Source organism: Novosphingobium sp., assembly GCF_031424035.1.
Classification (GTDB): Bacteria; Pseudomonadota; Alphaproteobacteria; order Sphingomonadales; family Sphingomonadaceae; genus Novosphingobium.
Genome location: NZ_JANPGP010000027.1, coordinates 139,177 through 152,793, shown reverse-complemented (window position 1 = coordinate 152,793; position 13,617 = coordinate 139,177). Strand labels below are relative to the sequence as shown.

At 59.2% G+C, this 13,617-nt stretch carries 12 protein-coding genes; 11 read left to right on the top strand and 1 reads right to left on the bottom strand.

Features of this window, described 5'->3' with window-relative positions; translation table 11 throughout:
* Positions 1-77 precede the first annotated feature (77 nt).
* Positions 78-2,732, bottom strand: a complete 2,655-nt coding sequence (locus tag RMO89_RS04035; protein WP_310531349.1) for a LuxR C-terminal-related transcriptional regulator — start codon at positions 2,730-2,732, stop codon at positions 78-80.
* Between RMO89_RS04035 and RMO89_RS04030 the strand changes: the two genes are divergently transcribed.
* From RMO89_RS04030 to RMO89_RS03980, 11 genes are all read left to right on the top strand, one after another.
* Positions 2,647-4,116, top strand: a complete 1,470-nt coding sequence (locus RMO89_RS04030) for an acyl-CoA dehydrogenase family protein (protein WP_310531348.1) — start codon at positions 2,647-2,649, stop codon at positions 4,114-4,116. The two genes, RMO89_RS04035 and RMO89_RS04030, sit on opposite strands and share 86 nt — an antisense overlap.
* Before the next feature lie 19 nt (positions 4,117-4,135).
* Complete coding sequence (locus RMO89_RS04025; protein WP_264415349.1) at positions 4,136-5,137, top strand: alcohol dehydrogenase catalytic domain-containing protein; 1,002 nt, start codon at positions 4,136-4,138, stop codon at positions 5,135-5,137.
* Positions 5,134-5,913, top strand: coding sequence for an SDR family oxidoreductase (locus RMO89_RS04020; RefSeq protein WP_264415348.1), 780 nt, complete (start codon positions 5,134-5,136; stop codon positions 5,911-5,913). The genes RMO89_RS04025 and RMO89_RS04020 overlap by 4 nt, the downstream gene beginning before the upstream one ends.
* A 117-nt stretch (positions 5,914-6,030) precedes the next feature.
* Positions 6,031-7,689, top strand: a complete 1,659-nt coding sequence (locus tag RMO89_RS04015) for a class I adenylate-forming enzyme family protein (protein ID WP_310531346.1) — start codon at positions 6,031-6,033, stop codon at positions 7,687-7,689.
* A 9-nt stretch (positions 7,690-7,698) separates the two neighbouring features.
* Positions 7,699-8,472, top strand: a complete 774-nt coding sequence (locus tag RMO89_RS04010; RefSeq protein WP_310531345.1) for an SDR family oxidoreductase — start codon at positions 7,699-7,701, stop codon at positions 8,470-8,472.
* Positions 8,444-9,334: a fumarylacetoacetate hydrolase family protein gene (locus RMO89_RS04005; RefSeq protein ID WP_310531344.1), complete on the top strand. Its 891-nt coding sequence runs from the start codon at positions 8,444-8,446 to the stop codon at positions 9,332-9,334. Before RMO89_RS04010 ends, RMO89_RS04005 begins: the two co-directional genes overlap by 29 nt.
* A gap of 49 nt (positions 9,335-9,383) precedes the next feature.
* Positions 9,384-10,319: a VOC family protein gene (locus tag RMO89_RS04000; protein WP_310531342.1), complete on the top strand. Its 936-nt coding sequence runs from the start codon at positions 9,384-9,386 to the stop codon at positions 10,317-10,319.
* 3 nt (positions 10,320-10,322) lie between these two features.
* Entirely contained in the window at positions 10,323-11,048 is a 726-nt protein-coding gene (locus tag RMO89_RS03995; RefSeq protein ID WP_310531341.1) for an alpha/beta hydrolase, read from the top strand.
* Positions 11,048-11,812: an SDR family oxidoreductase gene (locus tag RMO89_RS03990; protein WP_310531340.1), complete on the top strand. Its 765-nt coding sequence runs from the start codon at positions 11,048-11,050 to the stop codon at positions 11,810-11,812. The genes RMO89_RS03995 and RMO89_RS03990 overlap by 1 nt, the downstream gene beginning before the upstream one ends.
* Positions 11,809-12,360: an NADPH-dependent FMN reductase gene (locus RMO89_RS03985; protein WP_264415341.1), complete on the top strand. Its 552-nt coding sequence runs from the start codon at positions 11,809-11,811 to the stop codon at positions 12,358-12,360. Before RMO89_RS03990 ends, RMO89_RS03985 begins: the two co-directional genes overlap by 4 nt.
* 81 nt (positions 12,361-12,441) lie before the next feature.
* Positions 12,442-13,605: an acyl-CoA dehydrogenase family protein gene (locus tag RMO89_RS03980; protein WP_310531338.1), complete on the top strand. Its 1,164-nt coding sequence runs from the start codon at positions 12,442-12,444 to the stop codon at positions 13,603-13,605.
* Positions 13,606-13,617: the final 12 nt, after the last annotated feature.

Here is a 13,617-nt window from a genome sequence, read left to right as displayed (position 1 = left end):
GCTCCCGTAAGTTCCGATGAACCAGAAGCCCCTTTTAGGCCGTCACCTACGAGATCAGCCTTTCGCAAGATAGGCGGTCAGGACAAAATCCCGTACTGCCGCGCGCGGATCACGGCTTGCGGCCGGCGGCGGACACCGAGCTTATCGTAGATCTGCTGCATGTACCATTTGACCGTGCCTTCGGTCAGGCCAAGCCGGTCACCGATCTCACGATTGCGCAAACCGCCGCTGACGAGCGTCAGAATCTCAACCTCGCGAAGCGAAAGGCCGCTGGCCAGACCGTAATCATCCTCTACCTCGTCCATTTGCGCCGTCCCCTTGAGCACGGAGACAAGTTTGGCGGCAAATTTATCGACGGGCGTATCCAGTGTCGGGCCGCTGCCATAAGCCTCGACCAAAAGCGCGCCGATAGCCTCCCCTTCATCAATGAAGGGACGAATCCAGCCGCCGGGTTCGGCCAATTCAACTGCGGACCGTACCGATCTCCTTGCCTCCGACCGATTGCCCGACAGGACCGCAATTTCCGCCAACAACAACTCAAAGGTTACAGCCGAACGCACTGCACCGCGTTTGCGGACAAATTCCAGCCATCGTTTGGCGATCTTGCGTGACCGGACGAGCCTGAAGCGATGCATTTCCAATCGCAACCAGGCTGTGGCCATCCATTCGTTAAGCCGGGTTGGGTTGAGCGTCGGCACAGGCTCGCCTTCAAACTGCAGATCGCTCGACCAGAAAAGCTGCTCTGCCTGCTCCAGTTGCCCCAGCTTTACGAGCATGCGGATCTGTTCGGAAATCACCAAAGCCCGCAGCCGGTCCAGTCCGCATTCGATGGCAACCAGATGCGCCTCTTCCAGCCCCGATAGCGCCGAGGCATAGTCACCTTCGGCAGCCGCCAAACGTGCCCGTACAAGATAACCGGACGCCAGCTGGTCAACGAAACCCCATTGCCGGATCGATGGAAGATAGCCCTCGACCAGTCGGGCGGCCTGTTGCAGTTCGCCGCATTCGTAGTGGATTTCGGCAAGCGGCAAGGCCGGCAAGGCGGCAAGGCCCGAAACCTGCCCTTCCATATCCATGGCAAGAGCATGGGCTTCCGTCAGAAACTGGCGAGCCATCTGCGTCTTGCCCTGTGCAACCAATGTCGGCGCAACCGAGGATTTCAGCGCAATCGAGGCAAAATCGGACCCCGGACGACCCAGCGCCTTTCTGAGCTCCGCTTCCAGCCGCAACATGTCATGAAAATGATAAAGCTCGCGGCGCGCCGACAGAAGCTGTGCCAGCAAGGTGCAGCTCAGATAGGGGTGGTCATCGCCTAGATCATCCAGCAAGATTTCAGACTGACGCTCGACCAACACCATGTTGTCACGCGCCGCTTCCAGCATGATCCGGCGATGACGGACGCGCAGGCCCATCTGCTCCGCCGCATGACAATCCATCGTCCCGTCAGTGACCTTTGCAGCTACGGCCACTTCAGCGGCTTCGATCAGGCGCTCCGACGATTTGAACGCGAGCCGGCGGCTGCGCCGCCATGACATTGCCAGCATCAGGGAGGGCCTGCTTTGCAACAGTTCCCAGGGCAGGTCGTTGGCCAGATCGTCGAGCCGGTTCAGCATGCCGCCGTAGATCATCGGGTCCGCCAGCAGTTCGAACTGGTCAGCCAGAAATTCCTTGTCACCGCTCTGCACGGCATGATCGAGAGCAAGTTGAAGCTCGCCATTCTCGGCGAAATAGCGACTGGCCCGGCGGTGCAGTTCAGTTGCCCGTTCCGGTGCCCGCATCATCAGGCGACCAAACACCATGTCGCGGAATAATTTGTAATAGCGATAGCGGCTGAGCTCTCGATCCAGTTCGTTCAGAAATAGGCCGCGCTCGAACACCTTTTCCAGCATGATCCGCGCGTCTTCGGTGTTGATCACGGCGGCGCAGGCTGACGGCGTCAGTTCGCCCAGAATCGAGGTGCCGACAATGAAGTCACGGATGTCCTGCGGCAGTCCCTCCATCACTTCTTCGTGAAAATAGCTGGCAAATTCGTGCCGGATTCCCGTGGCTCCGCCCTCGGGCGGATAGCCTTCTGCCATGTCGCGCTGCCAGGCACCCGCGGCGAGGACCAGACCGGCCGCCCAGCCCTGCGTATCCACAACGATCCGCTGCATTTCCTCTGATGGAATTGGAAATTTGACCTGCTGCTGAATCAAGCGCGCGGATTCTTCGGAATCAAAACACAGGTGGCGAACCCGCACTTCCAGCAGGTAACCCAGCGAACGCAGGCGAGCCAGATTGATGCTGCACTCGCCTCTTGTAGCAATCACGGTGGTCAAGGCATCGCGGGCGCTGGCAATAAGCTGCTCGATGAAGTCGCGGATATCCGGGCTTAGCAATTGCCCGTCATCAATGAACAGCATGGGCTTCGGGCCGGAAACATCCGACAGACTGGCAAGCCATGCCCGTGCATCCTGCTCAATCGAATCGTCGGCCGCCGGCAGATCAGCGGCAATCAGCGCCTGACGTAACGCCACCTTGAACGAGTCCAGCGAATCGATGCCCGCCCGGGCAGCGATCCACAAAACCGGGTGGCCCCGCTCGTGCAGCGTCTCGGCCCAGCGCAACATGGCTGTGGTTTTGCCAAAGCCTGCCGGACTGCTGACCGTGACCACGCGCGATGCGCAGACGTCATCGACCAGCCGTTCGATTGTCTCGCGGGTGACGTACTTGTGCGCTGCACGCGGCGGCACGATAGTTGTCGAAACAACGCCCATATCAGTCAAACTCTACCCAAGGACCGGGCGGACTGATTGTCCACCATCTGATCTGCGCTTCGTATTCAACAGGAATCTCGCAAGCGCAAGCGCCTTCTCCTACCCAGAGATAGGTGGCCAGAGCGAACAGGCATTCAAAGACAGGCTTGGATCAAGGTCACTGATCAAGTGCCCGACGATGGGAGTGATGCCGCGAATGGACTTCGAACTGCCTGAAGAACACCGCGCTTTCCGCGATATGGTGCGCCGCTGGGTGGATAATGAATGTCCGAAGGATTGGGCCCGCAAACTTGAAGCGGACGAACACAACTATCCGCACGCCTTGTGGGAAAAGTTTAGTGAAGCAGGCTTCCACGGCATTGGCATTGATGAAGAATATGGTGGCCAGGGCGGCGATGTCGTCATGCAAATGCTACTCGCCCGGGAATTGGCGCGGTCGCTTGGCGGCCTGTCGTGGATCTGGGGCATCACATCGTTCGCGGGATCTAAATCGATCGGCCTTTACGGAACGCCCGAGCAAAAGGCGAAGTACCTTCCCAAAATCGCGGCCGGTGAGCTCAAGGCCGCGATCTCCTTCACCGAACCTGCTGGCGGAACCGACGTACTCGGCAGCCTGACCACAACGGCCGATAAGGTTGATGGTGGCTGGGTGATCAATGGCGAAAAGATCTGGTCATCATCCGCGCACGTAGCCGACTATCTGCTCGTCCTTGCCCGCACGGATCGCAATGTCGAGAAGAAGCATCAGGGACTTACCTTGTTCTGGGTACCCGCCAGAAGTGACGGCGTAAAAATCACCAACCTGCCCAAGCTGGGCATGCGCTCGATGGGCAGTTCAAGCGTAGTCTATGACAACGTCTTCGTCGCCGATGAGAACGTCCTCGCAGAGCCAGATCGCGCTTGGTACACCTTGCTACCGACGCTGAACAACGAACGGATCATGGTCGGCGCGTTTTGCCTGGGCGTGATCGACGGCGTTCTGGAAGATGCGCTCGCCTACATGATGCAGCGCAAGGCCTTCGGCAAGTTCATCGGCCAGTTCCAGATATTGCAGCACTATGTGGCCGATATTGCCACGATGCAGCGCACCACCGAATTGCTGCTGCACTCGTGCGCCGACAAGCAGGCGCGCGGCGAGAATGTTGGCACCGACGCCAATATGCTCAAGCTGTTTGCCTCAGAAAACGCCAACAAGGCAGCCGACATGGGCATCCAGATCCTTGGCGGCATGGGCTATTCGGCGGAAACCGACATGCAACGATACTGGCGTGATTCCCGTCTGTGGCGGATCGGCCCAATCACCAATGAAATGGTCAGGAACGGCATTGCCGAATCTCTCGGCCTTCCCCGTTCGTTCTGAGTTCAAGGAAACCAATCCCATGAAAGCCCTGTTGCTCGAGACCACTGAAGGCCCTGAAGCCGTCCGCGTTGCCGAAGTCGAAACGCCCGAGCCCAAGGCGGGCGAAGTCCGCGTTGCGATCAAGGCTGCCTCGATGAACCACCGCGAGATGTGGATCGCGCGGGGACTTTATCCAGGCATGTCCCTGCCCTCGACAATGGGCTGCGACGGTGCTGGCATTGTCGATATGATCGGCGAAGGCGTCACTGGCATTTCGCTGGGTGACGAGGTGGTGATTTACCCAGGGCGCGATTGGGGTTCGAACCGCCATGCGCCGCAAACTGAATTTGGCTTGCTGGGCATGCCGCATCCAGGAACCATCGCCGAATATGTCTGTGTTCCAGAAGGCAATATCGCACCCAAACCCAAGGGGATGAGCTGGGAGGAAGCCGCTGCAACTGTGCTCACCGGGCTCACCGCCTGGCGCGCGCTGATGTTCAAGGGCCAGCTCCAGCCGGGCGATACGCTGCTGATCAGCGGCGTTGGTGGCGGCGTGGCGACCTTTGGGCTGGCATTTGCCGTAGCGCTGGGCGCAAAGGTCTTTGTCACCGGCGAAAGCCAGGATGTGCTGGATCGCGCCATGGAAATGGGTGCGCTGGGTGGGTTGCTCTTTACCGATCCCGAATGGCGCAAGCAGGTCGGCAAGCTCACGGGCGGCATCGATGTCGTGCTCGATGGCGCTCCTGCACCGAGTTATGCCAATTATGTCCGCGCGATCAATCCCGGCGCTCGCATCGTGATTTATGGATCCACCGCGGGCGACAAGTTCGAAGTGACTGCCACCGGCATCTTCCTCAAGAGCGCCAGTATCGTCGGCAGCCAGGTTGGCGATCCGCAGGACTTCCGCGACATGCTGGCCTTCATCGACAAGCATCAGATCAAGCCGGTCATCGAAAAGGCATTCCCGCTTGCCGAAGCCCGCGAGGCACTCCTCTACCTCGAAAAGCAGCACAAATTCGGCAAGGTGGTGATCACGGTATGAGCGGCCTCTTCGATTTGACCGGCAAGACTGCGCTGGTCACCGGCGGCGCACAAGGACTTGGCAGGATGATTGCCGAGGGCCTGTTGCGCGCCGGCGCGACCGTGGCAATCACATCGCGCAAGGCCGATATCTGCGAGGCAGCAGCAGCCGAAATGGCCGCTCTCGGCACTTGCATTGCCCTGCCTTGCGATCTGTCCTCTCCCGAGGCAGCGGTCGAACTTGCGGCCCGGGTGCGCGACGCCTTTGGCGGCAAACTGCATGTGATCGTCAACAACGCCGGCAAGACCTGGGGCGGCCCGCTGGACAGCTTTCCCGACAAGGCCTGGCCCGGCGTCATGATGGTCAACGTGCAGGCCCCCTTCACCCTGATCCGCGAGCTTCTGCCGGAACTGGAAGCCGCAGCTTCGCCGGAAGATCCCGCCCGGGTCATCAATATCGGCTCGGTAGCAGGTAAGGTCACCGAGCGTCTGAATGCCTATTCCTATTCGGCGAGCAAAGCGGCGATTCACATGCTGAGCCGCGATCTCGCGGGTGATCTTGCCCAGCGCAATATCAACGTCAACGTTGTCATGCCGGGCTTTTTTCCGACCAAGATGACCGCGCATTTGCGTGACGACGAGGCGGCTGACCCAACTGTTCTGGCCCATATTCCGATGCATCGCATGGGCCGTGCCGACGAGATCGCCGGCGTGATTGTGTTCCTGGCATCGCGTGCAGGCGGCTATGTCACCGGCGCCGAAATTCCCGTCGATGGCGGCGTGGTCGGGTGCGGCTGATATCTCCGTGCATGTCCGACCTATCCTAGGAAAGGCCCAGCAAGGCCGCGACCACGCCAGTCTGGCAAGGCTGGCGGATAATGCAGCCCGCCAATGGAGAATTCTGCCTTGTCAGGGATGAGCGAAGATCCTGCCCGGATACGCATCAGTGTCAGTCCGCTGGGCGACATGCTGTTGAAGTCATGGGACCAATATCCGAACAAGGAAGCCATCGTGTTTCCGTCCGGACGGCGGACCTATGACGATATTACCCGGTCCGTCCTTCGCCGCGCGTGCGGACTTATCGGGCTGGGAATCAAGCCAGGCGACCACATCGGCATCTTGTTGCCATCGGGCACCGAATTCATCGAAACGCTGTTTGCTGTCTCGATGGTTGGCGGCATTTCGGTATTGATGAATGCGCGCTACCGGGCCCCTGAAATTGCCTATGTTGTCGAAAATGCCGATCTGGTTGCGGTCATTACCAACAGCGAATCCGATGATTTTGTCGATTTTGCAACGCGGCTGACCGAGGCCTTTCCGGCAATCGCTGACTGCACAGACCCGATGGCTCTGTCGCTTATCGCGGCGCCAAAGCTGCGCCGGCTTATCCTCCATGGCGGCAAGCAGGCCGCAGGCTTCATCGGACAGGCTGATTTTGAAGCCGCCGCGCTATCCACTGACGAAATGCTGGTGCACGAGGCACGCCTTTCGGTCCGGCTGCGCGATACCTGCATGATTCTCTACACATCAGGCACATCGGCAAACCCCAAGGGCTGCCTGCTGAGTAACGAAGCAATTTGCCGCGAAGCGAGCAATCTGGCGCGCAATCGCTGGGCATTCACCGCTGATGAGCGCGTGTGGTCGCCAATGCCGCTTTTCCATATCGCTGCAATGCTGGCGATGCTCGGCGCGATCGAGGTGGGCGGGACATTCATTGGCCAGCCGCATTTCGATCCGGGCGAAAGCCTGCGCCAAATCGAGGCCGAAAAGGCCACGATGGTGTTTTTGCCATTTGTCACTTTTCATCAGGCAATGATCGCCCATCCCGCCTGGGACAGCACGAATATGAGCTCGGTCCGGTTGATGAACAGCTGCTTCAGCCAGATGCCCAAATCCGTTGGCGATGCCTATCGCGCCAAGATGCCTGGCGCTTTGCAAGTTGGCACATTCGGCATGTCGGAGGCGAGCGGCATTGTCTCCACTGGCGGATACGACATGGATCCGGAATTGGGGTTCGAGGCTCTGGGCTACCCGCTCAAGGGCATTTCCGTGCGAATTGTGTCTCTCGACACCGGTGAAGATGTACCGGTTGGCCAGCGCGGCGAAGTCTGGATCCGGGGCTATAACATGCTCGACGGTTATCATCGTGACCCCGAAAAAACGGCAGAAGCTATCGATTCTTCTGGCTGGTATCACAGCGGCGACATTGGTTCGGTTGATGCAAACGGCCACTTGCGGTTCCACGGCCGCTTCAAGGATATGCTCAAGGTTGGCGGTGAAAATGTCGCCGCAGCCGAAGTTGAAGCGCTGTTCGATGCGCACGATGCCGTTGAGCTCACGCAAGTCATCGGAATTCCCGACGCTCGACTGGAGGAAGTTCCGGCAGCCTACGTCAAACTCAGGAACGGATCGGTCTCTGCCGAAGAGCTGATCGCCTATGCCAAAGAACGCATCGCCTCGTTCAAGGTGCCGCGCCACGTGCGTTTCATCGAAGAATGGCCCATGTCCGCTTCCAAGATACAGAAATTCAAGCTTCGCCAGCAATTGATGGCAGAGCTTGGGTTGAAAGACTGAGGAGCCAGGATGCGGGTTATTATCACAGGAGCAGCAAGCGGCATTGGCCGGGCAGTAGCAGAGCTTCTGGCTGCTCAAGGCAGCGGCCATCAGATGCTGCTGACCGACCGCGACGTCGATGGTCTGGCCACTGTAGGGGGAGCGATCGGCGCTGCTGCGGGCACCTGCGTAGTGGACCTCTCCAGCCCGGATTGCGGCGACTTGATCGTCGCGGCGGCAATTGCCCACATGGGCGGGGTCGATGCGGTAGTCAGCAATGCCGGAATTATTGCCGGAGCGCCTCTGGTCGAACAGACGGTCGACTTGTTCGATCGAATCTACGCGATCAATACACGCGCGACCTGGCTGCTGGCCAAAGCAGCTCACCCCCATCTGGCGGCCAACCGCGGTGCCTTTGTTGCAACCGCATCAATGTCTGCCACGCAGCCCACGCCGGGCCTTGGTTTCTATTCCTCGAGCAAGGCCGCCTTGTTGATGCTGGTGCGCCAGTTGTCTCTCGAATGGGGGCCAGATGGCATCCGCTGCAATACGGTGTCGCCGGGGCCGACCTATACCCCGATGACGCAGGCCGGATATGCCGATGCGGATCGCCGCGCGGCCCGCGAAGCCATGATTCCACTGCGAAAGTTGGGCATGGCCGAAGATGTGGCAAATGCCATTCTGTTTCTGATTGGCCCTGGGGCCAGCCACATCACCGGCATCGACATTCTCGTCGATGGCGGGATGAGCAATAATCTCATGCCCGCAACCGGTGGTGGAACCGGGCAGCAGGCCAGCAAATAAGCCATTATTCACGGAGAGTAACATGCGTCTCGCACGAGTAACCAAAGACGGCAATATCGGCTTGGCCGCCCTTGCAAGTGGCAAGGTTACCATTGCCTATGGTGATGATATTGCCGATCTCGACGCGCATATCGCGGCGGGAACGCTTGCCCAAGCCGGCGCGAAAGCCGGGGCGGGAGAGGCAGTGGATGAAGCCAGCCTCACCTTTCTGTCGCCTCTGGTCCGGCCTTCCAAGATCATCTGCCTGGGACTGAATTACCGCGACCACGCCGAAGAAGCCGGTCTTGGCATCCCCGAATTCCCGGTCCTGTTCGCCCGATTCCCGTCCAGCCTGATCGGCCATGGCGCACCGATCATCCTGCCCAAAGTGTCGAGCCAACTCGATTGGGAAGCCGAACTGGTCGCAGTGCTGTCCAAGGGCGGAAAGAACATCGCCGAAGCCGACGCGCTGGATCACGTTGCTGGCTATTCTGCATTCAACGACGGCTCCATTCGCGATTATCAGATGCGCACGCCGCAATGGACAGCCGGCAAAAACTTCGACGATACCGGTGCCTTCGGACCATGGCTGGTGACGCCGGACGAATTGCCAGCCGGTGCGGCAGGGCTCAAGATCGAATGCCGCGTGAACGGACAGGTCATGCAGAACTCGAACACTGACAAGCTGATCTTCAATGTTGCCCGGACAATTTCGCTACTCTCCACATTCATGACTTTGGAAGCCGGCGACGTGCTGGTCATGGGTACCCCTGGCGGTATCGGCCTTGCCCGCAACCCGCCGATTTTCATGAAGGCAGGTGACGTCTGCGAAGTGGAAATCGAAGGCATCGGCGTGCTCAGAAACCCGATTGTTGCCGAATAACAAAGGGATGACCTTTCCAGGCGGAGAGGCAGGCATACAGGAGAGAGTGATGAAGCGCCCGAACGTTTTGGCTGTCCATTCGATCGACCACTTCGCGCTTGAAGTGCCCGATCTGGAGGAAGCGCGCCATTTTTATGACGCCTTCGGTCTTGACGTGCGTGACGAATCTGGCGGGCTGGCACTCTACGCCGCAGGCCAACCGCATTGCTGGGGCCGCCTTTACAAAGCCACTGCAAAGCGCCTGCATTATATCTGCTTTGGCATCTATGCCGAAGATGAAGCTGCATTCACCGCACACCTAGACGTTCTGGGCGTAAAGCGGATTGGCGCACCGCCAGGTGCGAACGCAGACGGTATCTGGTTCAAAGGTTTTGATGGCCTCCCACTCAATATCCGAGTCGCGGAAAAAGTCACGGCTACCGACAAGAGCAGCTTCGTGACCCATTCGGTTGCCGCCGGGGAAAGCGGTGCGGTGTTCAATTCCTCTGCCCCGAAAACCCATCCCCGCCGCCTGTCACACTTTGCGATATACACTTCGGATGTTATCGCCGCGACAGCCTGGTACGAGCAGACCCTTGGCCTGCGCCTGTCGGACGGAAGTGGTCCGGTCGTCGCGTTCCTGCACGGGGCGCATGGCAGTGATCATCACCTGCTGGCACTGGTCGGTTCCACTCACCGTGGCCTTCATCACATGAGCTGGGATGTTGGCTCGGTTCAGGAGATTGGCTTGGGTTCGGCGCAGATGATGCGCGCTGGTTACACCAGAGGCTGGGGCGTCGGCCGCCATGTGCTGGGTGCCAACTATTTCTATTACGCCAGCGACCCGTGGGGTAGCCACTCCGAATATTCGGCGGACATCGATTTCATCCCGGCAGACTTTGACTGGCCGGCCAACGCGAACCACGATCCGGGCGACAGCTTCTATCTTTGGGGTCCAAACCTCCCTGAAGGGTTTATCGACAACACTGAGCCCACCGGAGCCTGAATGATGACGACATTTGTCCTGATGCACGGCGGCGGAATGGGTGGCTGGACCTGGAAGTTCTGCCGCGAGATCCTCGAAGCCAAAGGCCACAAGGTCTTTACGCCGACCTTCACCGGCTTTGGCGAGCGGGAGCATCTGATCAGCCGCAGTGCCGGAAATGACGTTCATGTGCTCGATGTGGTCAATGTCCTCAAGTATGAGGATCTGACCGATGTCGTGCTGGTCGCACACTCCTATGCCGGAACCGTGGCACCCGGCGTGCTGGCGCAGGTCGGGGACCGGGTGTCCCGCGTGATCTTCCTCGATGCAATCATCACTCATGCCGGGGAGCGCATTGCCTCGCTGATGGGATTTGCCAGTGAGGCAGAAGCTGCCGGACTCGATGCCATGCTGGAGGCGGGTGAAGGCCCGGTTGGTTCCGGCGTCCATCTGCAACAGCGTGAAATGGCCAAGCAGCATCCGCACATGATGGACCGCGAACGCGAGACGTGGCTCCTCGATCATCTGTCTGATCAGCCGATGCGTGCAACCAGCTGTGCGATTGCAGTGGGCGCAGAAGCGATCACTCATCCCGCAGACTATGTCGCGGCGCAGCACACCATCATGGGTGCCATGCATGACCGCGCCCGCGCGCTCGGCTGGCCGGTGCATGAACATCCCGGTGACCACGCCTTCAACGTTGGCGATCCCGAAGGCGTCTGCGCCATCATCCTGAAGATTGCCGGCTGATGGACATTTCAGGACTGTTCTCGATCAATGGGCGTGTCGCTCTGGTCACCGGGGGAAGCGCGGGCATTGGCCGGATGATCGCCACCGGGCTCGCAGCGGCCGGTGCGCGGGTCTATATCTGCGCCCGTAACGCCGAAAAGGTCGCGAGCGCCGCCGCAGACATTCCCGGCGACGTCATCGGTCTTGCCGGCGACGTATCGACCGTCGAAGGCATTGCCAAACTGGTGGCTGAAATTTCCAGGCGCGAACCGGCCCTGCACATTCTGATCAACAACGCCGGAACCCTGTCTGATGCGCCGATCGATGCCTTTAGCGAGGACCAATGGGACTCTGTCCTGAACCTAAACCTGAAGACGCCATTCTTCCTGCTGCAAAAGCTGCTGCCGCTGCTGCGCGCTGGTGGCAGCGCAGAGCGTCCGTCATCGGTCATCAACATCGGTTCGGTTGGAGCGCTCAAGATCGGCCCACGCGAGGTTTACAGCTATCAGGCCTCCAAAGGTGCAATCCACTGGCTGACCAGGTCTCTGGCCAAAAAGCTGGCGGCAGAAAACATTACCGTGAACGCGATTGCACCTGGTTTCTTTGAAAGCGACATGACCGTCATTACCGATGACGCGATGCGCAAGATGGTGGAATCCGCCGTCCCGCGGGGCCGCACTGGTACGCCTGAAGATGTGGCCGGAGCGGCAATCTATCTTGCCTCGAGAGCAGGAACCTACGTCACGGGATCGGTCCTTGCCGTTGAAGGTGGGCTCTCGATATGAGCCAGGCCCATTTCGTCGCCATCGGCGGAACAACCCGGTCTGGCAGCTCGACCGAACGCGCGCTGGCTGCCGCTTTGGGATTTGCCGAAGCCCGCGGTGCAAAGATCACGCTGCTCGGCGCCGAGGCCATTGCATTGCCACACTATGCCCCGGAAAAGCCGGATCGTAGCGACGAAGCGCGCCATCTGGTGGCAACAATCCGAAGCGCTGACGCAATCATCATCGGTTCGCCGGGTTACCATGGGGCCATATCTGGCCTGGTCAAAAATGCGCTGGATTACGTTGAAGATACGAGCCGGGATAATCGCTGCTACCTTAGCGGAATTCCGGTTGGCTGCCTTGCAACCGCGGCAGGATGGCAAGCCGCAGTGGCGACCATGACCCAGTTGCGCACAATCGTTCATGCGTTGCGCGGATGGCCAACCCCGATCGGCGTAGCGATCAACAGCATTCCTGGACCTGATGGCGGCGATCCAGTCGCCGCCGAGGCTGTTCAAAGCCAACTCAGCTTGATGATCAATCAGCAATTCGAATTCCTGCGCGCTTAACGCACCACCCTGTCTAGCGATAGGTGATCAGATCCAAGGTCGCTCTGAAAAGAGTCGGGAATTCTGGGAAAGTTGTGAAGCATGGATTTTGACCTCACCGAAGAACAGGCTGCGTTTCGCGACATCGTGCGCCGTTGGGTGAACGCCGAGCTTCCCAAGGACCTTATGCGAAAGCTTGAAGCCGACGAGGAAAATTACCCCTTTCCGATCTGGGAAAAGCTGAAGGAGCAAGGTTTCTTCGGCATCGGAATTCCGGAAGAATACGGCGGCCTTGGCGGCGATGTGATCATGCAGATGATTTTTGCCCGGGAAATGGCGCGCACTGCGGGTGGCCTCCTGTGGGTCTGGGGCCTTACCTCGTTCGGCGGAGCCAAGCTGCTTACCGTGGCGGGAACCGAGGAACAGCGACAGAAGTGGCTTCCACAGATGGCTGCTGGCAACCTGCGTGTTTCCCTGTCGATGACCGAACCCGGCGGTGGAACCGATGTGCTTGGCGCGATGCAGACTTTTGCCGACAAAGTCGATGGTGGCTGGCTCATCAATGGCGCCAAGATGTGGACCACGGGTGCCAAGGCTGCCGATAAGTTGTTGCTCTTGGCACGTTCCGATCGCCAAGCAGAGAAGAAACATCACGGCCTCACTGCATTTTTCGTCGATGCGAAAGCGCCCGGGATCACCTCCACCCTTCTGCCCAAACTTGGCATGCGTGGGATGGGAAGCTGCTCTGTTATTTATGACAACGTATTCGTCCCTGATAGCGACGTGCTGGGCGAACCACATCAGGCATGGAAAGCTATGCTGCCCAGCTTGAACAACGAACGCATCATGGTTGGCGCGCAGTGTCTGGGTTCGATCGACGGCATCCTCGAGGACGCGTTGGATTACATGAAACAGCGTCAAGCATTTGGCAGACCCATCGGGCAGTTCCAGATCCTTCAGCATTATGCGGCTGATATCGCAACGTCACAGAAGCTGGTCGAGTTGCTGCTTTACAATGTGGCATGGATGCAGGCCAAGGGACTGCCTTGCGGCAATGAGGCGAACATGCTCAAAATGGTCGCAACCGAACGCGCGGTCGAAGCTGCGGACCTGGGCATCCAGATTATGGGTGGGATGGGCTATTCCACCGAGACCGACATGCAGCGCTATTGGCGCGATCTTCGCATCCTGCGCATGACGCCGATCTCGAATGAAATGGTGCGCAACACCATTGCCGAAAATCTCGGCCTGCCGCGCTCGTTCTGAAAAGGCCATTTC